17 protein-coding genes are annotated in these 22,164 nt (G+C 69.4%); 12 read left to right on the top strand and 5 right to left on the bottom strand.

Annotation, left to right across the window (positions count from 1 at the left end; genetic code table 11):
- Positions 1-19 precede the first annotated feature (19 nt).
- Positions 20-1,927, top strand: coding sequence for a M61 family metallopeptidase (locus tag AC1DGW_RS13450; protein WP_478023791.1), 1,908 nt, complete (start codon positions 20-22; stop codon positions 1,925-1,927).
- Between the two features lie 48 nt (positions 1,928-1,975).
- Here AC1DGW_RS13450 and AC1DGW_RS13445 read toward each other — a convergent pair whose 3' ends face one another.
- The 3 genes from AC1DGW_RS13445 to AC1DGW_RS13435 all read right to left on the bottom strand — a co-directional run bounded on the left by AC1DGW_RS13445 (position 1,976) and on the right by AC1DGW_RS13435 (position 7,558).
- On the bottom strand, positions 1,976-3,256 hold the full coding sequence (locus AC1DGW_RS13445) for a type II toxin-antitoxin system HipA family toxin (RefSeq protein ID WP_478023788.1): 1,281 nt from the start codon (positions 3,254-3,256) through the stop codon (positions 1,976-1,978).
- Entirely contained in the window at positions 3,256-3,723 is a 468-nt protein-coding gene (locus AC1DGW_RS13440) for a helix-turn-helix transcriptional regulator (RefSeq protein ID WP_478023786.1), read from the bottom strand. The genes AC1DGW_RS13445 and AC1DGW_RS13440 overlap by 1 nt, the downstream gene beginning before the upstream one ends.
- A gap of 124 nt (positions 3,724-3,847) precedes the next feature.
- Positions 3,848-7,558, bottom strand: a complete 3,711-nt coding sequence (locus AC1DGW_RS13435; RefSeq protein ID WP_478023784.1) for an indolepyruvate ferredoxin oxidoreductase family protein — start codon at positions 7,556-7,558, stop codon at positions 3,848-3,850.
- Between the two features lie 183 nt (positions 7,559-7,741).
- On the opposite strand from AC1DGW_RS13435, the gene AC1DGW_RS13430 reads away from it, so the two are divergent.
- Positions 7,742-8,380 (top strand): tetratricopeptide repeat protein, encoded by a 639-nt coding sequence (locus tag AC1DGW_RS13430; protein WP_478023782.1) that lies wholly within the window; start codon positions 7,742-7,744, stop codon positions 8,378-8,380.
- A gap of 55 nt (positions 8,381-8,435) precedes the next feature.
- On the opposite strand, the gene AC1DGW_RS13425 is transcribed toward AC1DGW_RS13430, so the two are convergent.
- Positions 8,436-9,917, bottom strand: a complete 1,482-nt coding sequence (locus AC1DGW_RS13425; RefSeq protein WP_478023780.1) for an AAA family ATPase — start codon at positions 9,915-9,917, stop codon at positions 8,436-8,438.
- 201 nt (positions 9,918-10,118) lie between these two features.
- Between AC1DGW_RS13425 and AC1DGW_RS13420 the strand changes: the two genes are divergently transcribed.
- The 7 genes from AC1DGW_RS13420 (at position 10,119) to AC1DGW_RS13390 (ending at position 15,273) form a co-directional block, all read left to right on the top strand.
- Positions 10,119-10,751 (top strand): nucleotide-binding protein, encoded by a 633-nt coding sequence (locus AC1DGW_RS13420; protein WP_478023778.1) that lies wholly within the window; start codon positions 10,119-10,121, stop codon positions 10,749-10,751.
- 20 nt (positions 10,752-10,771) lie between these two features.
- Positions 10,772-11,248, top strand: a complete 477-nt coding sequence (locus AC1DGW_RS13415; protein WP_055772772.1) for a SixA phosphatase family protein — start codon at positions 10,772-10,774, stop codon at positions 11,246-11,248.
- A 140-nt stretch (positions 11,249-11,388) separates the two neighbouring features.
- Positions 11,389-11,958, top strand: a complete 570-nt coding sequence (locus AC1DGW_RS13410) for a YceI family protein (protein ID WP_478023776.1) — start codon at positions 11,389-11,391, stop codon at positions 11,956-11,958.
- Positions 11,955-13,904: a phospholipase D family protein gene (locus AC1DGW_RS13405; RefSeq protein WP_478023774.1), complete on the top strand. Its 1,950-nt coding sequence runs from the start codon at positions 11,955-11,957 to the stop codon at positions 13,902-13,904. The genes AC1DGW_RS13410 and AC1DGW_RS13405 overlap by 4 nt, the downstream gene beginning before the upstream one ends.
- 134 nt (positions 13,905-14,038) lie before the next feature.
- Positions 14,039-14,251, top strand: coding sequence for a hypervirulence associated TUDOR domain-containing protein (locus tag AC1DGW_RS13400; protein WP_478023772.1), 213 nt, complete (start codon positions 14,039-14,041; stop codon positions 14,249-14,251).
- A gap of 1 nt (position 14,252) precedes the next feature.
- Positions 14,253-14,798 carry a DUF488 domain-containing protein gene (locus tag AC1DGW_RS13395; RefSeq protein WP_478023769.1) on the top strand — a complete coding sequence of 182 codons (546 nt, stop codon included), beginning with the start codon at positions 14,253-14,255 and terminating at the stop codon, positions 14,796-14,798.
- 55 nt (positions 14,799-14,853) lie between these two features.
- Entirely contained in the window at positions 14,854-15,273 is a 420-nt protein-coding gene (locus tag AC1DGW_RS13390; protein ID WP_478023767.1) for a hotdog fold thioesterase, read from the top strand.
- Positions 15,274-15,302: 29 nt separating this feature from the next.
- Here the strand turns inward: AC1DGW_RS13390 and AC1DGW_RS13385 are convergent, their stop codons facing one another.
- A complete protein-coding gene (locus AC1DGW_RS13385; protein WP_478023765.1) occupies positions 15,303-17,882 on the bottom strand; it encodes an EAL domain-containing protein in 2,580 nt (859 codons plus the stop codon).
- 123 nt (positions 17,883-18,005) lie between these two features.
- Between AC1DGW_RS13385 and AC1DGW_RS13380 the strand changes: the two genes are divergently transcribed.
- The 3 genes from AC1DGW_RS13380 (at position 18,006) to AC1DGW_RS13370 (ending at position 22,145) form a co-directional block, all read left to right on the top strand.
- On the top strand, positions 18,006-18,797 hold the full coding sequence (locus AC1DGW_RS13380; RefSeq protein ID WP_478023763.1) for a lysophospholipid acyltransferase family protein: 792 nt from the start codon (positions 18,006-18,008) through the stop codon (positions 18,795-18,797).
- A gap of 170 nt (positions 18,798-18,967) precedes the next feature.
- Complete coding sequence (locus tag AC1DGW_RS13375; protein WP_478023857.1) at positions 18,968-19,999, top strand: YheT family hydrolase; 1,032 nt, start codon at positions 18,968-18,970, stop codon at positions 19,997-19,999.
- Between the two features lie 76 nt (positions 20,000-20,075).
- A complete protein-coding gene (locus AC1DGW_RS13370; protein ID WP_478023761.1) occupies positions 20,076-22,145 on the top strand; it encodes a tetratricopeptide repeat protein in 2,070 nt (689 codons plus the stop codon).
- The last annotated feature ends 19 nt before the right edge of the window (positions 22,146-22,164 follow it).

Here is a 22,164-nt window from a genome sequence, read left to right as displayed (position 1 = left end):
ACGCGGGGCAGGTGGACGGATGCAGGGGCACAACTGGTTGTTGGGAGCGTTGGCCATGGTGCTGGGCATGGCCCCGCTGGCCTGCGCGCAGGCGCAGGACGGCGATGCGCGGCAGGCGGCGATGCAGGTGCAGGCCCGCTATCCGGGCGTGATCGAACTGGAGGTGGACGCCAGCGACATCGACCGCCGCATCCAGCGCGTGCGCGAACGCATCCCGGTGTCGCCCGGTCCGTTGACCCTGTGGTACCCGCAGTGGATTCCCGGCAACCATGCGCCGACCGGGCCGATCAACCAGATGGCCGGGCTGGTGATCCGCGGCGACGGCCGGCCGCTGCCATGGACCCGCGATCCGGGCGACATGTACGCCTTCCGGTTGGAGGTGCCCGAAGGCGTGGACGCGCTGGACATCGAGTTCCAGTACCTCTCGCCCACCGCCGCCGACCAGGGCCGGGTGGCGATGACGCCCAACCTGCTCGACCTGCAGTGGCACCGCGTGGTGTTGTACCCGGCCGGCTTCGATGCGCGCGGCATCCAGGTGAAGCCGACGCTGCGCCTGCCCGAGGGCTGGCAGAGCGGTACCGCGCTGGACGTCGCCCAGCGCGGCGGCGCCACCGAACACTACGTGCCGGTGTCGCTGATGACGTTGATCGACTCGCCGGTCTATGCCGGACGCTGGTTCAGGCGATTCGCCCTCGACGACAAGGCGGCGCGGCCGGTGTGGCTGGACGTGGTGGCCGAGAACCCGCAGGCGCTGCAGGCCGACCCGAAGGTGCTGGATGCGCACCGCGCGCTGGTGCACGAGGCCGACAAGGTGTTCGGGCCGCGCCCCTACACGCGCTACGACTTCCTGCTGGCGGTGTCGGACGTGTTCACCGGCATCGGCCTGGAGCACGCGCAGTCCAGCGAGAACGGCATGCACGACGGCTACCTGCGCGGCGAGCGCCCGTACACCGACAACGACCTGCTGCCGCACGAATACACCCATGCGTGGATCGGCAAGGCCTGGCGCCCGCGCCCGACCTGGGTGCCGCACTACAACGCGCCGATGCACAACGACGAGTTGTGGATGTATGAGGGCCAGACCCAGTACTGGGCGGTGGTGCTGGCCGCGCGCTCGGGGCTGTGGAACCACGATTACGCGATGGCGATGCTGGCGCAGCTGCAGGCCAACTACGCCACCCAGCCGGGGCGGCAGTGGCGCGATCTGCACGACACCGTCCACCAGGGCATTCTCGACTTCAATTCCAAGCCGCAGGCCTGGGCCGACTGGCAGCGCGCCTTCGAGTTCTACAACGAGAGCACCCTGCTGTGGCTGGGCGTGGATGCGCGGCTGCGCACGCTGTCCAAGGGCAAGGTGGCGCTGGACGACTTCGCCCGCCGCTTCCACCAGGGCGGCGCGCAGGGCGAGATCCGCCTGTACGACCGCGCTGATGTGATGCAGGCGCTGGAAGCGGCGCAGCCCGGCGGCTGGGACGACTTCATCGGCCAACGCCTGGACGCGCGCGATGGCAGCGCGCCGGACGGGTTGGCGGCGGCCGGCTGGGAGCTGTATTTCGATGAGCATCCGAACCTGGTGATCGCCGACGGCGAGGCCGACGGCCTGGCCGACCTGCAGTACTCGCTGGGCCTGAAGGTCGGCAGCGACGGCGTGCTGCAGTCGGTGGGCTGGGACAGCCCCGCGTTCAAGGCCGGCCTGGCCAAGGACGTCACCGTGGTGGCGGTCAACGGGCTGGCCTATACCGGCGGGCGCCTGAAGCAGGCGGTGACCGACGCCAAGGGCGGCACGCCGCTCGAACTGATCGTGCGCCAGGCCGACAGCTTCCGTACCGTGCGCATCGACTACCGCGATGGCCTGCGCTACCCGCACCTGCGCCGCATTGCCGGCCGTGCGGATCTGTTGACGAAGATTCTCGCGCCGCGGCGTTGAGTCTTCCGTGGCATGAAGCGCCCCGCAGTGCGGGGCGTATGCGTGCCGTCAGCTGGCCTGGAATTTCGCCAGGCAGCGTTCGCAGGACAGCTGGATTTCGTGCAGCAACCGGTCGATTACCGGATTGACGATTTCTTCGTCCTGCAGTTGCTTGCGCACCTGCTGCGCCGCTTCGGGAAGCAGCAGGCACATGGCGGCAAGCGCATCCAACGCCCATGCCGGTTCCAGCCGCAAGCTGGTGGCGGTCGCCTGCCAGTCTTCCAGGCGGATATCCCACCAGCGGTAATGATTGCCGACCTTCATCGCCATCTTGATCTTGCGTTTCTGCAACTGCGGGTACGGCAGGGCACTGGAAATGTCGTACAGCGGAGCAAGACGGACGTTGCTGCCGGCGCCGAACAGCAGCGAGTAGTTCTTGGCATGGGCATCCGTGCCGCCGATGAGGTAGTTGAAGGCCAATGCCTGGAACAAGGTCACCACGTCGTTGCGTGGCTGCGATGAGTGATCCCACAGTACCTTTGCCAGATCGGCCGGCCCTGGCCCACCCTGGCTCTGGTATTTGATCTGGGGCATCACGCCCAAGGCCTGGCAGAAATCCTCCTGATGCACGCGCACCAGATTGCCGTTCATGCGGACGCGGTCGTAGCGGCTGATGCAGATGGCGGTTTCCCCGTCGATCTCGATCTTCTCTGCCGTGGCGGCCGGCAGGCCGAGCGCCCGTGCCAGCCGTAGACAGAACATCTCGTTCTCGACGAAGCCCTCGTAGTCGCCGCCCGGCGGTTTCAGGATATGCGTGGTGGGAATGCGCCCGGCGGGAATGGCCCAGCTGCCGTCGTCCTGCTTCAACAGGGCAATCTTGGATTGCGCGCCCGCGAGACTGAACTGCCCGACGTCGTCCACCCTGCGTGCCATGCCGCCGTCCTGGCGAAGGCGTCGCAGCCGGTCTGCCAGCTCGGCGTTGCTCAGTGGTTCAATCCGGTCGCCGGCGCCCGCCAGGATGCTTTCAAGCCGTTCATCGCCGACGAACTGCACCGCGCCGGCGCAGTCTTCGCCGACGTGGGAGAGCAAGGCCAGGGGATTGCGCGGGGAAACATGGAAATGCGAACCCCAGCGCTGCAGCAGGCTCTCGTTGTCGGGAAGCAATCCCCACAGAACGGCGGAGACCGTCTGCGGTGGGAAATCCCGTTGCGTCAGCGGCAGGCTAAGCGAGACGGGGTAGGCGCCAGCGGTGTCGAGCCAGGTATCGGCATAGCGCAGCCTCGGGTTGCCGTCGCCATCGACTTCCAGCCGTCCGGCGATGCGCCCGGACAACAGGAGCGTCAGCGCCACTATTTCTTCCCCTTCCGGCTGCCGCTCGACGTTGCTTTGGGATCGGGTGGCAACCTCTGTTGTTCTTCAAATGCGGAGTTGGACCGTGCGCTGTACTTCTCCTGCCGCTTCTCCAATACGGAGAGAGCGGTGGAAGGCTTGCGCAGGGCATCGAGCCATGAGCCGAATGCATTGTCCGGCTCGGTTCGGCTGTGTTCGACGATATGGTCGACATCAGCAAGGTCCAGCGTCTGGCCTCCGGAGGCTTTTGGGGCTTCGCGGTGGAAGGCATCGAGTTCGATGCCGAGAACATTGAGCGCCCTCAGCACCAGTTGCAGTTCCGCCCTGGGTTTGCCTTTCTCGATTTCGATGATCCATTGCCGGCTTACACCGGCCTCATGGGCCAGGCGTGCCTGGTCCCAGCCCAGCGCCTTGCGGCGCTGCAGGATCACATTGCCCAGGTCGGCAGGAGTCTTGAGGGCGGCCATGTGGTGCAATGTAAGCGAGTGCTTACATTGAGGCAAATGTAAGTGTTCGCTTACATTGAGGGTGCCCAGTCTGGCTGAAGCAAGTGTTCGCTGACATTCATGGATATGTCAGCGAACACATACATCAGCCTGCCTGCACGATATGCAGCGCCTTCGGGTTGCGCCACGTCGCCAGCAGCGCCGCTTCGCGGGCCTTGGCTTCGTGCAGGTGCGCCTCCTTGACGTGACCGTAGCCGCGGATGTGTTCCGGGATGCTGGCGATGTCCACCGCCAGCGCCAGCCGGCCGGCGTCGAGCGCGCCCAGCAGTTCCCGCAGGGTCTTTTCGTAATCGGCGATCAGCTGGCGTTCGCCGCGGCGCTCTTCGGTGTAGCCGAAGATGTCGAAGCGGCCACCGCGCAGGCCCTTGAGCCTGGCCAGCAGGCCGAACGCCTTGAACATCCACGGGCCGTATTCCTTCTTCTGCAGGCGGCCCTGTTCGTCGCGCCTGGCCAGCAGCGGCGGCGCCAGGTGGAAACGCACCTGGTAGTCGCCCTCGAACTGCTGCTGCACGCGCTTGAGGAAATCGCCGCTGGTGTACAGGCGGGCCACTTCGTACTCGTCCTTGTAGGCCATCAGCTTGAAGAAGTAGCGCGCCACCGCCTCGGTCAGCGCGGTGCTGTCCGGGGCGATGCGCTGCTCGGCCTTGCGCACCGCATCAACCAGCTGGCGGTAGCGGGTGGCGTAGGCGGCGTCCTGGTAGTCGATGAGGAAGCCGCTGCGGCGGGCGATCAGCTCGTCCAGCGAGCGCGACAGGCGCGCGTCGTCCAGCGTGGCGAAGGTGACGTCGCCCGGCTGCGGGTCGCTGGAGGGCAGGCCGCGCACCTCCGGCTCGTTGCCCGGGTTGCGCGGCGCCGATGGCGCACCGGCCTCGCTGCCTTCCCACTCGCCCGGCGGCAGTTCGCGCAGCGTGCCCGGGGTGCGCTCGGCCTCGGTGGGCGCGTTGCGCACCAGGCCTGCGGCCTGCTGTACCGCCTGCGGGTCGATCGCGGCGCGGCGGCCCCAGGCGAAGGCGCGCTGGTTCATCTCGATGGCGGCGCCGTTGAGTTCGATGGCGCGCATCAGTGCTTCCAGCGACAGCGGCACCAGGCCCTGCTGCCAGGCGAAGCCGAGGATGAACAGGTTGGAGGCGATGGCATCGCCCAGCAGCGCGGTGGCCAGCTGGGTGGCATCGAGCAGGATCGGGTCGCGCCCGCCCAGCGCCACCTTCACCCCGGCGATGATGTCGGCGGCCGGGAACTGCATGTCCGGGTGGGTGGTGAAGGTGCCCGGCATCGCTTCGTAGGTGTTGAGCACGACCTGCGAACGCTCGCCGCGCACCTTGGACAGCGCCCAGTAGTCGTTGACCACCACCATGTCGCAGCCCAGCACCAGGTCGGCCTCGCCGGCGGCGATGCGCACTGCGTGGATGTCGGCCGGGGTGTTGGCGATGCGGATGTGGGTGGTGACCGCGCCGCCCTTCTGCGCCAGGCCGGTCTGGTCGAGCACCGTGGCGCCCTTGCCTTCCAGGTGCCCGGCCATGCCCAGCAGCGCGCCGATGGTGACCACACCGGTGCCGCCGACGCCGGTGATCAGGATGTTCCAGGGCTGTGACAGGTCGCTGCGGAACACCGGATCGGGCAGGTTGTCGAGCAGGCTGGCGGCATTGCTCTTCTGTCCCTTGCGCAGCTGGCCGCCGTGCACGGTGACGAAGCTCGGGCAGAAGCCCGTCGTGCAGGAGAAGTCCTTGTTGCAGTTGGACTGGTCGATGTCGCGCTTGCGGCCGAACTCGGTCTCCTTGGGCAGCACCGACACGCAGAAGCTCTTCTCGCCACAGTCGCCGCAGCCCTCGCAGACCAGCGAGTTGATCAGGGTGCGCTTGGGCGGGTCGACCAGTTTGCCGCGCTTGCGGCGGCGGCGCTTCTCGGTGGCGCAGGTCTGTTCGTAGATCAGGATGCTGGTGCCCTTCACCGTGCGCAGCTGCTTCTGCACGGCATCCAGTTCGGCGCGGTCGTGGAATTCCACCTCGTGCGGGAACTCGTGGCGGCGCAGCTTCCACTTCTCGATGTCGTCGGACAGCAGCACGATGGTGTGCACGCCCTCGGCGCGCATCTGCTGGGCGATCTGCGGCACGGTGAGCGTGCCGTCCACCGGCTGGCCGCCGGTCATCGCCACCGCGTCGTTGTAGAGGATCTTGTAGGTGATGTTGACGCCGGCGGCGATGGCCTGGCGGATCGCCAGCGAACCGCTGTGGAAATAGGTGCCGTCGCCGAGATTCTGGAATACGTGCGGGGTGTCGGTGAACGCCGCCTGCCCGGCCCAGGTGACACCTTCGCCGCCCATGTGGGTGAAGGTGTCGGTGTCGCGGTCCATCCACGTCACCATGTAGTGGCAGCCGATGCCGGCCATCGCCCGCGAGCCTTCCGGCACGTTGGTCGAGGTGTTGTGCGGGCAGCCGGAGCAGTAGTGCGGCACGCGCGGGAACTGTGCGCGCGGCAGTGCCATTTCCGCTTCCTTCTCATCCATCCAGCGCAGGCGCTGCTCGATGGATTCCGTATTGAAGAAACGTTGAATTCGACGGCCGATGACGCCGGCAATCGTGGCCGGGGTCAGCTCGCCGGTGGAGGGCAGGATCCACTCGCCCTGTTCGTCGTACTTGCCGACGATGGACGGGCGCGCGCCCCAGCCAGCCGGCCAGTTGTAGAAGTATTCCTTCATCTGCCGCTCGATGAAGGCCTTCTTCTCCTCCACCACGACGATGTCTTCCAGCCCGCGCGCGAACGCGCTGATGCCCTGCGGCTCCAGCGGCCAGGTCATGCCGACCTTGTACACGCGGATGCCGATCCCGGCGCAGGCCTTTTCGTCCAGGCCCAGGTACTCCAGCGCCTGCAGCACGTCGAGGTAGCTCTTGCCGGTGGTGACGATGCCCAGGCGCGCCTGCGGCGAATCCATCACCACCTTGTCGACGCCGTTGGCGCGGGCGAAGGCCTGCGCGGCCTTCACCGCGTAGCGGTGCAGGCGCATTTCCTGCTCCAGCGGCGGGTCCGGCCAGCGGATGTTGAGGCCTGCCGGCGGCATCTCGAAATCCTCCGGCAGGACGATGCGGCGCGCGAACGGGTCAACGTCCACCGAGGCCGAGGACTCCACGGTCTCGGCGATGGTCTTGAAGCCGATCCAGCGGCCGGTGTAGCGGCTCATCGCCCAGCCGACCAGGCCCATGTCCAGGATGTCCTGCACACCGGCCGGGTTCAGCACCGGCATCATCGCGCTGACGAATTCGTCCTCGCTGCCGTGCGGCAGGGTGGAGCTGCGGCAGGCATGGTCGTCGGCAGCCAGCGCCAGCACGCCGCCATGTTTCGAGGTACCGGCGGCATTGGCGTGCTTGAACACGTCGCCGCAGCGGTCTACGCCCGGGCCTTTGCCGTACCACATGCCGAACACGCCATCGACGTTGGCGCCGGGGAACAGGTTGGCCTGCTGCGTGCCCCACACCATGGTCGCGCCCAGGTCCTCGTTGAGGCCCGGCACGAACTTCACCTTCGCCGCTTCCAGATGCCTGCGCGCGCGCCACAGCTCCAGGTCGAAGCCGCCCAGCGGCGAACCGCGATAGCCGCTGACGAAGCCACCGGTGTTCAACCCGGCCGCCATGTCGCGCTGCTGCTGCATCAGCGGCAGCCTTACCAGCGCCTGCACGCCGCTCAGGTAGATGCGGCCGTCGGTGCGGGTGTACTTGTGCTCCAGCGTGTAATCGCGGTCACGCACGCCGATCAGCGGCGTGTTGGCGGAGGCGGGGGAGGTGAGTTCGGCGGTACTGGTCATGGCTGGCCCATTGCAGGAACGGCTGGCATCCGCTGCCGCGCCAGGGCGGCGCGCACGCGGCCGGCGATTGTACCAGCGCGGATTTTGGCGCCCGCCGCCGCCCCGGCGGGGCGGACTCGCGGCCGGTGGGCCGAGCGGTTAGGATCGGACCCTTGCTGGATGCTGAACGATGGGGATTGCAACATGCAGGTGATAAAGGGCGTGGCTGGCGGCCTGTTGCTGCTGGCCGGCTTGTTCTGTTCGACGGCGTGGGCACAGGGGATGCCGAAGATCGCCGAGTTCTACTTCGATGACGACACCGCGGCCAAGCCCATCCAGGCGCTGCCGCCGGAACAGGCGGGGCTGGTCGACCAGTTGATGAAACTGCGCGAGCGCGGCCGCAAGAGCGTGGATGCCACGGTCCAGTTGGCAGGCATCGCCTATGCCGAAGGCCGCGGGGAGCTGGCGGCCAAGCTCTACCAGGAAGCGCTGGCGTCGGTGTCCGAAAACTCGCTGCAGTCGCGCGGCATCCGCTGGAACCAGGCCTGGGACCTGTATCGCCATGGCGATGCCGAGGGTGCCTTGGCGCTGTGGGCGCAGGCGGCCGGCGGTACGCGCGGAAACGCCGGCTGGGCGCCGCCGACCCTGGCACTGGCGCTGTGGACGCTGGGTCGCAGGGATGAGGCGTTGCAGTGGTACGCGGCAGCGGTCCGCACCGAGCCGGAGCAATGGAACACCCCGGCGCGCTTCCCGCAGCTGCTGCCGTTGTGGAAGGACGAAGAGCGCGCGCGCCTGGCCGAAGTGCAACAGGCCTGGGCCGCGAATCCACCGGCCTGGCCCTGAGCCATCGCGCCTGCCACGCTGCCGGGCCAGCCCGGCGGCGCGCCGGCTGGCGTTCTCAGTCCGCCGACACCGTGCGCCCGTGCGCCCACTCGCGCAGCGCCTGCACCTGCTCGGCCATCAGCACCGACAGCGGCCGTGTGCTGCGGATCTCGGCCATCAGCAGGTCGGTGTCCAGCGGCCTGTGCTCGGCGTGCGCCGCGTACAGGCCGGCGACCACCGCCTGCTCGATCTCGGCGCCGGAGAAGCCGTCGGCCGCCGCCGCCAGTGCCGGCAGGGCGAAGCTGCCGACGTCCAGCCCGCGCTTGCCCAGATGCAGGCGCAGCAGTTCCACGCGGGTGTCGGGTGTGGGCAGGTCGACGAAGAAAATCTCGTCGAAGCGGCCCTTGCGCAGCAGTTCGGCCGGCAGTTCGTGCACCTGGTTGGCGGTGGCGACGATGAACACCGGCCCCTTGCGCTCGGCCATCCAGGTCAGCAGGTAGCCGAGCACCCGGCGCGAGACGCCGCCGTCCTCGCCGCTGCTGGCCAGGCCCTTCTCGATCTCGTCGATCCACAGCACGCACGGCGCCAGCTGCTCGGCCGAGGCCAGCGCATCGCGCAGGTTCTTCTCGGTCTCGCCGTGGTACTTGTTGTAGAGCATGCCGAAATCCAGGCGCAGCAGCGGCACGCCGAATCCGGCGGCGGTGGCCTTGGCCAGCATCGACTTGCCGCAGCCCTGCACGCCGAGCAGCAGCATGCCGCGCGGCGGGTCCAGCCCGGGTGGCGCGTCGCCGGCGACGAACACCGCGCGGCGCTGCTCGATCCAGCGCTTGAGCCGCGCGGCGCCGGCCACGTCGCCGAAGCGCGCGCTGTCGTACTCGTAGTGCAGGTGGCCACTGCGGTTGAGCAGTTCGAACTTCAGCTTCGCCAGCTGCGGCAGGTCGTCGGCACGCAGCGCGCCGTCGCTGTAGATCAGCTGTCGGCCGATGCGGCGCGCGTCGGACAGGCTCAGGCCCTGCAGGTTGCGCAGGATCTGCCGCACCGCGTCCTGGTCCACTTCCACGCGGCGGCCACCATTCTCGCCGGCGTAGGCGGCCGCTTCCTCGCGCAGCATCTTCAGCAGCGCGTTGGCGTCGGGCAGGCGCGGGTTGAAGCGGGTGGCCAGCGCTTCCAGTTCGGCCGGCAGTTCGACCTTGGTGCCGACCAGCACCAGCACGTGCGGCTGGCTGTGGCGGCGCTGCACGATGTCGCGCAGCAGGCGCTGGTGGCTGGCATAACCCAGGTAGGGGTGGAAATCGAGCAGCAGGTAGATGCCGCGCTGGTCGGCCTCCTGGATCATGCGCAGCGCAGCGCTGGCATCGGGCGGGCCAACCGCCTCGTCCTCGCGGTCCATGTCGATGCGGCGCAGGCCTTCGGTGATCGACCAGCGGTACAGCGCGCGCCATACGTTCATCAGCGCCTGCCGGAACAGGTCCACGATCCGCGCCTCGTCCGGGGTCTCGATGACGATCAGCGGCGTGTTGGCGCGGATCAGCGCGGTCAGGTCCTGCAGTTCGCTCATGGCGGCTCCGGTACGGGCCGTAAAGATAGCAAAGCGCGCGATGCCCGCAGGAGCGCGCCCTGGTGCGCGATGGGACTCCACCGGGAAAGCTCCTCGCGCACCGCAGTGCGCTCCTGCCGGCGGCCGTCCTCACGCACCGACTACCGCGGCCGTCGCGCGCCGGTGTACGCTGCGGTCAGTCCCGCGCAAAACGAGGCGTGCATGAAGACGATCCTGGTGGCCGGCTCCAAGGGCGGTGTCGGCAAGACCACCATCGCCACCCATCTGGCCGCGCATGCGGCGCTGCAGGGCAGGGCGACGGTGATCGCCGACGCCGACCCGCAGGGGTCGAGCACGCGCTGGGCGCAACGCCGCGCCGGCCTGGACAGTGCCGTGCTGCCGGTGGACGTCTACCGCAGGAAGGCATGGGAAAAGCACATTCCCGACGGCACCGAGCAGGTGGTCATCGATGCCCCGGCCGGCGCCCATGCGGACGATCTCGAACATTTCCTGGACGTGGCCGATGCGGTAGTGGTGCCGGTGCTGCCATCGGCGCTGGACATCGAGGCCATCGTCGGTTTCCTGAACAGTCTGGCCAAGGTCAAGCGCGTGCATACGCGCGCGCTGCCGGTGGGCCTGGTGCTCAACCGCACCAAGCCGTGGACGCAGACATCGCAGCAGGCGCGGCAGATGCTGGCGCAATGGCCGTACGAGGTCGTCGCGCAGCTGCGCGACAGCCAGAGCTACGTGGTCATGGTCGGCCTGGGCCGCAGCCTGTTCGATTACCACTCCGCCCAGGTCCGCGAACACCAGCAGGACTGGGAGCCGCTTCTGAAATGGTTGAACAAGGTCTGACCCGGAGCTAATGAACCCTCATGCGTGAACTGATCCTGCTGCGACATGCCCACGCCGAGCCGGCCGACAATGGCCTGGCCGACATCGACCGTCCGCTTTCCCCGCATGGCCTGGCCGAGGCCGAGGCGGCAGGCCGCTGGCTGCAGGAGCAGCGGCTGGTGCCGGACCGGGTGCTGTGTTCGCCGGCGCGGCGCGCGCGCGAAACGCTGGAGGCGGTGCTGTCGCTGACCGGCTACGTCGAGCAGCGGCTGGAGGAGCGGATCTACGACGCCACGCCCGGCACCCTCGCCGCGCTGGTGGACGAGCACCGCGAGGTCGAGCGCCTGCTGCTGGTTGGCCACAACCCGGGCATGGAACGGCTGGTGGCGCTGATGCACAGCGGCCAGTCCGGTGACTACCGCGGCATGCCCACCGCCTCGGTGGCGGTGCTTTCGCTGCCGATGGCGGCGGCCATCGAACCGGGCATCGCCCGCCTGGCCGCGTTCTGGTGGCCTTGAGCCCATGGCCGTATCCCGTCGCGAGCGCCGGCCCGCGGCCCCTGCCCGAGTGCGGCGCATGCCGGCCGGCATGAACCGGGTGTGCGGCGCCGGAGGCGTGGCCGCACACTGCCCCAAGGCCGTGGACAGGGGCTGAGCGCATGCGGTGGGTGCGTTGTGGACTGCTGCTGACAGGGCTGGCGGCGACGGGTGCGGCATCCGCGGCGCAGCCGCTGCAGTTCGATACCACCCACTCGCGCTTCGGTTTCGAGATACGTACCCGTTTCGGGCAGAAGATCGAGGGCGAGTTTCCCCGCTTCGACGGCTGGATCACGGTGCTGCCCGACGGCCGGCACCAGGTGCGCCTGCGCATGTTCACCCAGTACGTCGAGATTCCCGGCAAGCCGCGCTACACCGGCTGGATGCGCGGCGAGGAATTCTTCGACGCGCAGCGGCACCCGCTGGTCGAGTTCGAATCCGATCCCTATGAGCCGGACATCGCCGAGCGCGGAGGCGATGTGCAGGGGCGCTTGACCATCCGCGGCATCAGCCGGCGCGAGGTCCTGCACCTGGAGGAGCCTGAATGCGCGCGGCCGGGCTATGATTGCGACCTTGTCAGCCGGGGTACCGTCCTGCGCGGTCGTTACGGCATGGACAGCTGGCAGATCGCCCTGAGTGACCGTGTGACTTTCATACTGCGTACGCGCCTGATCGGCGCCCCCGAATCGTGAGCCTGCTGCTCCGTCTCCTGTTGCTGGGCTCGGCCCTGCTGGCCGGCGGCTGCGCGTCGCTGTCGCCGCAACTGCGCGACCGTGCCGAAGGCATCGCGGTGGCTGCGCGTACCCCGGCACTGGACTGCGACCGCGCCGACCGCTGCGCGCTGGATTCGCCGCTGCGCGCGTTGGGCGCGCAGGCCATCGCCGATTCCACCGCCGCCGGCGCGCCGCGGCACTACGCGACCCTGGTGGACGAGGGCGAGCTGTCGCTGGTGGCGCGCCTGAACCTGATCCGCAGCGCCAGCCGCAGCGTCGACCTGCAGACCTACATCTTCGATACCGACGACAGCGCGCGCATGATCATCGATGCGCTGCTGGACGCGGCCCGGCGCGGGGTCAAGGTGCGGCTGCTGATCGACCAGCTTTCGGCGATCTCCGACCTGCAGATGCTCGGCGCGCTGTCCGGCGCGCACGCCAACTTCGAGCTGCGCGTCTACAACCCCACCTTCGGCAAGGCCAAGCTCAACTATTTCGACTATGCCGGCAGCGTGCTGTGCTGCTTCCGCCGCTTCAACCAGCGCATGCACAACAAGCTGCTGGTGGTGGACGACGTGATCGGGGTGGTCGGCGGCCGCAACTACCAGGACGACTATTACGACTGGGACAGCGAGTACAACTTCCGCGACCGCGACGTGGTCGTCGCCGGCCCCGAGGCGCGCGCGATGGCGGCCAACTTCCAGGCCTTCTGGGAGGCGCGCCGCAGCGTACCGGCCGAGCGGCTCAACGATGTCGGCCGGACCCTGCTCAGGCAAGGCGTACCGCCGATGCCGGCGGCGCGGTTCCGGCGTCCGGAGCGGGTGGCGCGTGCCGCCGCGGAGGCCGCCGACGCGGCCTTCATCGCCGAAACCTTCGTCGATACCGCGTTGCCGGTGCGCTCGGTGGCCTACGTCGCCGACCTGCCGCGCAAGCATCGCAACGACCCGGCGCCGCAGGCGACCGAACCGCGGCTGGACGCGCTGATCTCCGGCGCGCAGTCCGAAGTGCTGCTGCAGACACCCTACCTGGTGCTGTCCAAGCCGGCGCAGAAGCTGTTCAAGGACCTGCGCGCGCGGCAGACGCCGCCGCGTGTGGTGGTGTCCACCAACAGCCTGGCCGCGACCGACAACCCGGTCGTCTATGCGATGGCCTACAAGTACAAGCGCCGCAACCTGCGCGTGCTGGGCTTCGATGTCTACGAGTACAAGCCGTTCCCGCTGGACGCGCCGGTGGCGCCGGCCAACCTGCTGTCCGCGGCGCTGGACGATGCGCCCGCGCCAGACCGCGTGATCGGCGCGAGCGCAGCGGGCAGCAACGTGCGCGGCAGCGGTTCCGGGCGCCGTGCGGGCGCCGACGGCAGCGAGGTCGAGCGCGAGGTGCTGCGCACCGAGACGCGGCCCTCGTTCCTCGGCAGCAAGGCGGCGAACCGGCCGCTGCCGGTGACGCGGCGCGGCGCGCGCATGGGCCTGCACGCCAAGTCGCTGGTGGTGGACCGCCGCATCGGTGTCGTTGGTACCCATAATTTCGATCCGCGCAGCGAGAACTACAACACCGAGGGCGCGGTGATCATCGACGACCCGGTGTTCGCCGAGCATCTGGCGCAGAGCATCCTGCGCGACATCGAGCCGGACAACGCCTGGGTGGTGGCGCCGCGCGAGAAGGCGCCGGTGTTCTCGGGCCTGAACTACAGCCTGGGCAAGGCCTCCGAGGCCCTGCCCATCCTCGACCTCTGGCCATGGCGCTACGCCACCAACTATGCGTTCCAGCCGGGACCGGAATGCCCGCTGCCGTTGTCGCGGCACGATCCGGATTTCCGCCGCTGCTATGTGCCGGTGGGCGATTTCCCCGAGGTCGACGTCGGCCCGAAATGGCTGCTGGTACGCATGCTGACCGCATTCGGCGCCGGACTGGTGCCGATCCTGTAGCTGCCGGACTCGCCCGGCGGGGAGCCGTGTTCCCGGAGCGGACTCCGGATCGTCACCGTGCAGCACCCATGCACACGGGATATGAACGCCGCATCGGCTGCAATGACGGCCCTCTTTCCGCACGGAGACCGGTCATGCCTCATGCCTTCAAGATCGGCGACCACGTCCGCTGGAATTCCGAGGCCGGCCACGTCAGCGGCCACGTCATCAAGGTCCATGTCCGCGACACGCCGTACAAGGGACACATGCACCGCTGCAGCGAGGACGACCCGCAGTACGAGATCCGCAGCGACCGCACCGACCACATCGCCCTGCACCGCGGCGCGGTGCTGGAGAAGATCGGCTGACATGGCGGACGCCACCACCGTCTGGACCATCGGCCACTCCACCCGTAGCTGGGACAAGTTCCTCGCCCTGCTGGCCGGGTACGGCATCGAGGCCGTTGCCGACGTACGCCGCTTTCCCGGCTCGCGGCGCTACCCGTGGTTCGCCGGCGGGACGATGGCGCAGGCCCTGCCGGCCGCGGGCCTCGATTACCTCTGGCTGCCGCAGCTCGGCGGGCGTCGTCGCGCGCTGCCGGGCTCGCCCAACGGCGGCTGGCGCAATGCCGCCTTACAGGGCTATGCCGATCATCTGTACAGCGCCGGGTTTGCCGAAGGCCTGGCACTGTTGCTGGAGCTTGCGGCGCGCCGCCGCACCGCGCTGATGTGCGCCGAAGCGGTGTGGTGGCGCTGCCACCGCCGCCTGATCGCCGATGTGCTCACCGCGCGCGGCATCGAGGTGCTGCACATCCTCGACGCCAGCCACGCACAGGTACATGTGCTGACCGACACCGCGCGCATGGTCGATGGCCGCCTGGTCTATCCGCCGCCCCAGGACGGTCTGTTCGATTGAACCCGGCAGCCGCGCCGCGTCTTAAACTGGCGCCGATTCCACATCGGTCATCGCCATGGTTTTCCGCGCCCCCGTTTTACTGGACGAACTCAACCGCCTCAGCCAGGGCACCCTAATCGACCACCTCGGCATCGTCTTCACCGGCGTCGGCGAGGACTGGCTGCAGGCGACCATGCCGGTGGACGAACGTACCCGCCAGCCCTATGGCCTGCTCCACGGCGGCGCATCGGTGGTGCTGGCCGAGACCCTGGGCAGCAGTGCCGGCAACCTGTGCGTGGATACCGCCAGCCAGGTCTGCGTGGGCCTGGAGATCAATGCCAACCACCTGCGTGCGGCCCGCTCCGGCGTGGTCACCGGCACCGCCCGCGCGCTGCACGTCGGGCGCACCACCCAGGTGTGGGAAATCCGCATCGAGAACGAGGCCGCCAAGCCGGTGTGCATCTCGCGCCTGACGCTGGCGGTGGTGCCGGTCTGATACTGCCGTGGGAACCCGCTAGCGCCGCGTCAGGGGAGTGACGCGGCGATGGTGGCCGGCAGGTGTTCGCGTACCCACGCTTCCAGTTCCCTGGCGGGCAGTGCCGGGGTGAAGTGGTAGCCCTGCGCGATGCAGTAGCCCTGTTCGCCGAGCAGGCGCAGCTGTTCCGCGCTTTCCACGCCCTCGGCGACCACCGTCAGGCGCAGGCTCTGGCCGATATGGGCGATGGCGCGGGTCAGGGCGCTGGCCACTTCGTCGCTCTCGATCCCGCGGACGAAGCTGCGGTCCAGCTTGAGTTCGCTGATCGGCAGCAGGCGCAGGTAGCTCAGGCTGGAATAGCCGGTGCCGAAGTCGTCCATGGACAGGCGCACGCCCAGCGCGTGTACCGCGTGCAGCGTGCGCAGGGTGCTCGGATCGGTGTCCAGCAGCACGTCCTCGGTGATCTCCACGGTCAGGTCGCCCGGCGCCAGCGCTTCGCGTCGCAGTACCTGTTCGATCCGCTGCGGCAGTTCCAGTTCGTGGAAGTTGGTGGGCGACAGGTTCACCGCCATCGACGGAACCTCCAGCCCGGCACGGCGCCACCGCGCCAGTTGCGCGCAGGCTTCCTCCAGCACCCAGCGGCCGATGTCGCCGATCAGCCCGCACTCCTCGGCCAGAGGGATGAACTGCATCGGCGGCACGTCGCCCAGGCGCGGGTGCCGCCAGCGCGCCAGCGCCTCCACGCCGCACAGGGCGCCGTCGCCGATGCCGACCTGCGGCTGGTAGTGCAGGTGCAGCTGGCGCTGTTCGACCGCCTCGCGCAGCGCCGTCTCCAGCGCCAGCCGTTCCTGCGCGTTGTGGTCCATTTCGCGGGAATAGAAGCGCGCGCCGTTGCGGCCGCTGTTCTTGGCCTGGTACATGGCCATGTCGGCGTGGTGCAGCAGGGTTTCGGTGTCGTGGCCGTCATGCGGGAACATGCTGATGCCGACGCTGGCCGAAGGACGGATCTGCACATCGTCCAGCTGCAGCGGCAACGACAGCCGGCGCAGGATGCGCTCGGTGCGTTCGCCCGCGTACTGCGCATCGCAGGGGCTGAGCACCATCACGAACTCGTCGCCGGACAGGCGGCCCACGATGTCCGCCGTGCCGGCCTCTTCCTGCAGGCGGCGCGAGACCGCGCGCAGCAGCTGGTCGCCGCCGGGATGGCCGAACGAGTCGTTGATCTGCTTGAACCGGTCCAGGTCGATGAACAGCACCGCCAGCGCCTGGCCGGCGGCGGCCGCCGCGGCGATCGCCTGGTCGGTCTGGGCATGCAGCAGGTTGCGGTTGGGCAGGCCGGTGAGGTCGTCGTAGAAGGCCAGCCGGCGGATGCGGTTGCGCGCTTCCTCGCGTTCCAGCGCCAGCGCGCACAGATGCACGATCACCTCGACCAGGCGGCGATGGAAGGCGTCCGGGTCGTGTGGGCGGCGGTAGTAGAAGGCGAAGGTACCCAGCACGCGGCCGTCGCTGGCCTTGATCGGCGTGGACCAGCATGCCGCCAGCCCATGCTCCAGCGCCAGGTGGCTGATGCCCTGCCAGTTCGGATCCAGTGCGATATCGCGCGCCACCACCGTCTGCCCGGTATGCGCAGCGGTGCCGCAGCTGCCCACGCCGGGGCCGACCGGAATGCCATCCACCTGCCGCGTGTAGGCTTCGGGCAGGCTGGGCGCGGCCAGCGTGCGCAGCCGTCCGTCCTCCACCCGCAGCACCGAGCACAGCACCTGCGGCGCGGTCTGCTCCACGTCGCGGCACATCATCTGCATCACCTCGCTGGTGGGCACCTCGCGCACCAGCGCGTCCAGCATCCGGTGCTGCAATACCTCGTGCACCTTGGTGTGGGTGATGTCCATCAGCACGATGACCAGGTTGGCCAGCGTGCCGTAGTCGTCGAAGATCGGGTTGATGCTGATCGAGCACCACAACGGGCGGCCGTCGCGGCAGGCCACGCGTTCGTCGCAGCACACCGGTTCGCCGGCCAGCAGGCGCGCGGAATAGCCCTGCATCGCGCGGCGCCGCGTGCGGTCCGGCACCAGCAGCGCGGCGACGTGGCGGCGCAGGACCTGGCTGGCATCGAAGCCGAACAGGCGGCAGAAACCCTTGTTCAGATGCACGACCCGGCCGCGCGCGTCGGTGATCAGCACCGCGCTCTGGGTTTCGTCGAAGCCCAGCGACAGCAGCCGCTCGCGCTCCTGGCGCTGGCGTCGCGCGGTCACGTCGCGGATGAAGGCCATGTGCAGCTGGCCGTCTGCGCCGGGAGTCTGCGCCAGCGACACGCTGATCCAGCGCATCTGCCCGTCCTTGCGCACCAGCTGCACGTCGCGCGGCTGGCTGGCCAGCTCCTGCACGCGATTGGCCGAACCCGGATGCAGGTCGCTGTCGTAGCGTTCGCGCATGGCCGCAGGCGCCAGGATACCCAGGTTGCGGCCTACCGCCTCGGCGCACGGCCAGCCGGACAGGACTTCCATGGCCTTGTTGAAATGCACGATGCGGTTCTGGGCATCGAACAGGATCACGCCGCTGTCGACCTGCTCCAGCGCCGCCGAGAACAGGGGCAGCACGTCCCCGCCCAGCGACTGCGATAACCGCTCCATGTTTCCGCTCCCCTGAAGGCGTGAGCGGATTTATACCGCTTTGCAGGTGAGTCGGGGTGAGTATGCGAGAGTCAGGGGGACATCCGCTGGCGGAAGCCGGACCGCATCCGGTATCTTGCGCGGATGACTTCCCCCCGTCCCGCCCGCCCGGGCAGCGTGGCGCGTGCGTTTCGCTATCTGTACCGCGTGCCCCTGCTGCTGGTCCACGTCGCGGTCTTCCTGCCGCTGATCCTGCTGCTGATGGCGCCGCCGTTCGGCCGCCTTGGCCCGGCCGCCGATCCGCTGGAGCACAAGGTGGTGCGCTGGTGGTCCGGCGGGCTGATGTGGATCTTCGGTTTCCGCCTGCGCCGCTCCGGCCAGCCGCTGCCGGGGGCGGTGCTGTTCGTCGCCAACCATGTCGGCTGGGTCGACATCAGCATGATCCATAGCCAGAAGATGGTCGGTTTCGTCGCCAAGCGCGAGATCGCCGGCTGGCCGCTGGTCGGCTGGCTGGCCAGCCGCGGGCATACCATCTACCACCAGCGCGGCAACACCGAGTCGCTGGGCGGGGTGATGGAGGAAATGGCCAAGCGGCTGCGCGAGGGCCGGCCGGTGGCCGTGTTCCCGGAAGGCCGTACCCGTGGCGGTCACGAAGTAGGCCCGTTCCACGCGCGCATCTTCCAGGCCGCGGTGGAAACCGGCGTGCCGGTGCAGCCGGTGGCGCTGCGCTACGGCGTGCGCGGCGACGCCCAGACCCGGGTTGCGTTCGCACCGGGCGAGAGCTTCTTCGGCAATTTCCTGCGCCTGCTGGGCGAGCCGGCGCGGCGCGCCGAGGTGCATTTTCTCGAGCCGGTCGGCAGCCATGACCTGGAAGGGCGCCGGCGCATCGCCGAGACTTCGCGCACGCGCATCGTGGCGGCGATGGAAGGCCCGTAACGACGTGTTCCCGTGGCGTTCGTCCTGCAACCCGCGTGCGATGCCCGGAATGTCTCCGGGCTCGGCGTGCGCGGGGCTGCCGGGCGGCGTTGCCGGCCGGTCGTGAGCGCTTGCCGGCCGATGGTGGCGGTTCACGTTTTCTCCCGCCGGGTGGGCGCAGCATGCGCGCCATGTTGAGCGCCGCCCAGTACCAGCCGCCGCGTTGGCTGCGCAATCCGCACCTGCAGTCGATGCTGGCGTCCAGCGGCGTGCGCCTGCGCCACGGCCAGCGATTGCTGGCGTCCAGCGGTGCGGTCACCCGCGAACTGATCCTCGACGGTGGCGATGGCGTGCGCCTGCAGGCCTGGCACAGCCGCCTGCCAGGCAATGCGCCGGTCGGCCTGGCGCTGCTGCTGCATGGCTGGGAGGGCAGCGCCGAATCCAGCTACATGCGCATGACCGCCGCGCGCATGCTCGAACAGGGCTTCGACGTGGTGCGGCTGAACTTCCGCGACCACGGCAATACCCATCACCTCAATCCGGGCATCTTCCACTCCTGCCGCATCGCCGAGGTGGTGCAGGCCGCCGGCGACGTGGCGAACCGTTTCCCCGGCCTGCCGCTGGTGGCGGCGGGCTATTCGCTGGGCGGCAACTTCGTGCTGCGCCTGGCCCTGCACGCGCCCGCCGCCCGCGTGCCTCTGCGGCACGTTGCGGCGGTATGCCCGGTGCTGGACCCGGCGCTGACCATGGACAGCATCGAGCGCGGCCCGGCGATGTACGACTGGTATTTCCGCCGCAAGTGGACCGGCTCGCTGCGGCGCAAGCGCGAACTGTTTCCCGAGCTGGCCGACTGCGACGACGCGGTGCTGAAGCTGGACATCCGCGCGCTGACCGGCTGGCTGGTCGAGCGGCACACCGCCTTCGCCACGCTGCAGGACTATTTCGACGGTTATTCCATCGCCGGGCAGCGCCTGTCCGCGCTGGAAGTGCCGGCCGACATCCTGATGGCGCGCGACGATCCGGTGATCCCGTTCACCACCTTCCGCCACTGGCGGCTGCCGGCCCATGCGCGATTGGAGATCGCGCGCTGGGGCGGGCACTGCGGCTTCATCGAGAACCTGCGCGGCGATGGCTTCTCCGAACGCTGGGTGGCGCAGCGGCTGGCCGCCGCGGTGGGCGTGGAGCGGGCGTCGCAGGCCGTCGCGGTTCCGCTCGGGTCCTGAGCGTTCCGGCCCCATTGCAGGGCGGCGGCGCGCGGACGCCGGCTACAATGGGTTTTTGCGCTTACGCCGGACCGCCATGCAAGACACGATCATCCAAGCCCTGCGCCGCAACGCCACCGACGAAGCCGTAGCCGCGGCCCGGCAATGGGTCGGCGCCGAACCGCAGCAACCGCAGGCCCACCGCTGGCTGGCGCTGGCCCTGCAGCAGCAGGGCGATGCCGCCGCCGCGCAGGCCAGCCTCGAACAGGCGCTGGCGTTGGCCCCGGACGATGCCGCCCTGCACCTGCAGCACGCCGGCCTGCTGCTGGCCCAGCGCCGCCTCGACGACGCCGGGCAGGCGCTGGAGCGCACCACCGCGCTCAATCCCAACGAATTCTCCGCCTACGTGATGCAGGCGCATCTGGCGCTGGCCCGCGAGGACATCGACGAGGCCGAGCGCCTCGGCCGCATGGCCGCGCGCGTGGAGCCGGACAGCGCGGAACTGGGCGCCATCGAAGGCATGGTCGCGCTGCGTCGCGGCGATGCCGACCGCGCGCTGGCGGTGCTGTCGGCGGCCAGCCAGCGCCTGCCCGACGACCCGCGCGTGCTCTATGCGCTGGGCTTCGCCTACCTCGCCAAGGATCTGCTGGCCTTCGCCGAGCAGGCATTCCGCCGCGTGCTCGAACTGAGTCCGTCCAACCACGCGCTGCAGGGCCTGCTGGTGCAGCTGGCCTTGCGCCAGGGCCATCCCGACCGCGCCGCCGACGTGATGCGGCAGGTGCTGTCCACGCCGGAAGGCGACACCCCGGGCATGCGCCGCCTGGCCGGCGAACTGGAGCTTGATTCAGGCCAGCCGCTGCAGGCGCTTGAACATCTGCGTCCGCTGCTGGTGGAACTGCCCGGCGACCGCGCCACCCTGCAGATGCTGCTGGTCGCCTGGCAGCGCCTGGGCCGCGAGGACGAGGCGCGCAACGAACTGGACGCGGCGCTGGCCGCGCACCCGCAGCTGCACGACCTGTGGCTGGCACGGCTGGCGGTGGCGCCGGTCGGGAGCCCGGAAGCGGTGGAGGTGGTCGAACGCTGGCTGGCGGCGATGCCCGAGCATCTGCCGGCGCTGGAAGCGCGCCTGAGCCTGCACGACATGAACGGGGAAGCCGACGACGCCGAAGCGATGGCGCGGCGCATCGTCGCGCTGGAGCCGGGCCGCGTCAGCGGCGAGCAGCGCATCGTCGAAGCCCTGCTGGCGCGCGAACCGGCGGCCGCCATCGCCCATGTGCAGGCCCTGATCGACAGCGCCCCGGAGGCGGCGCATCCGGAACTGCGCGTGTGGCTGGGTGCGGTGCAGGACCGCGCCGACGAACCGGCTGCGGCGCTGGCCACCTGGCTGCGCCTGCATGGCGAGCTGGCGCCATCGCGCCTGCCGCTGCCGCCGCAGGCCAAGGCGCCGGGCGAATGGCCGGCGCTGGGCGAGATCGCGCAGGACAACCCGCTGCGGCCGCTGTTCGTGTGGGGTGCGCCGGGCTCGGGCGTCGAGCGCGTGGTAACGGTGATGGCCGCCGGCAGCCAGGTGCTGCGTGGCGACCGTTTCGGGTCGAACCCGCCGGATGACGCCTTCCAGAATTTCCACACCCTGCAGCGCCTGGCCGAGGACGCGCTGAGCCCGGCGCAGTTCGTGCAGCAGTGGCGCGACGCCCTGCCGGCGCGCGGCATAACCGACGGCAACGTGATCGACTGGCTGCTGTGGTGGGACAACGCGCTGCTGTGGGCGCTGCGCCCGCAGCTGCCGGAAGGCCGCCTGGTGATCGCCGTGCGCGATCCGCGCGACATGCTGGTCGAGTGGCTGGCGCTGGGCGCGCCGGCGCCGCTGGCATTGACCTCGGCCGACGAGGCCGCGCGCTGGCTGGCGCGCGCGCTGGAACAGGTGGCCGACCTGCACGAACAGGATCTCTATACCCACCTGATCCTGCGCATCGACGGTGCGGTCAACGATCCGGAAGCGATGGGCAACCTGCTGGAACAGGCCTTCGGCCTGCGCTTCCCGCCGGTGCGCAGCCTCGGCCCGGCCACCATCGACGCCGGCCACTGGCGCAGGTACGCGCAAGTGCTGGCGGCCGAGTTCGCGCACCTGGCCCCGGTCGCCGCGCGCCTGGGTTACCCCGAAGCCTGAGTACACGATCCACGCGGCA

It is taken from the genome of Stenotrophomonas sp. 05N423, assembly GCF_056397145.1.
Note: the sequence above shows the minus strand (reverse complement) of the source record. Positions and strands in the feature narration are given on the sequence as shown.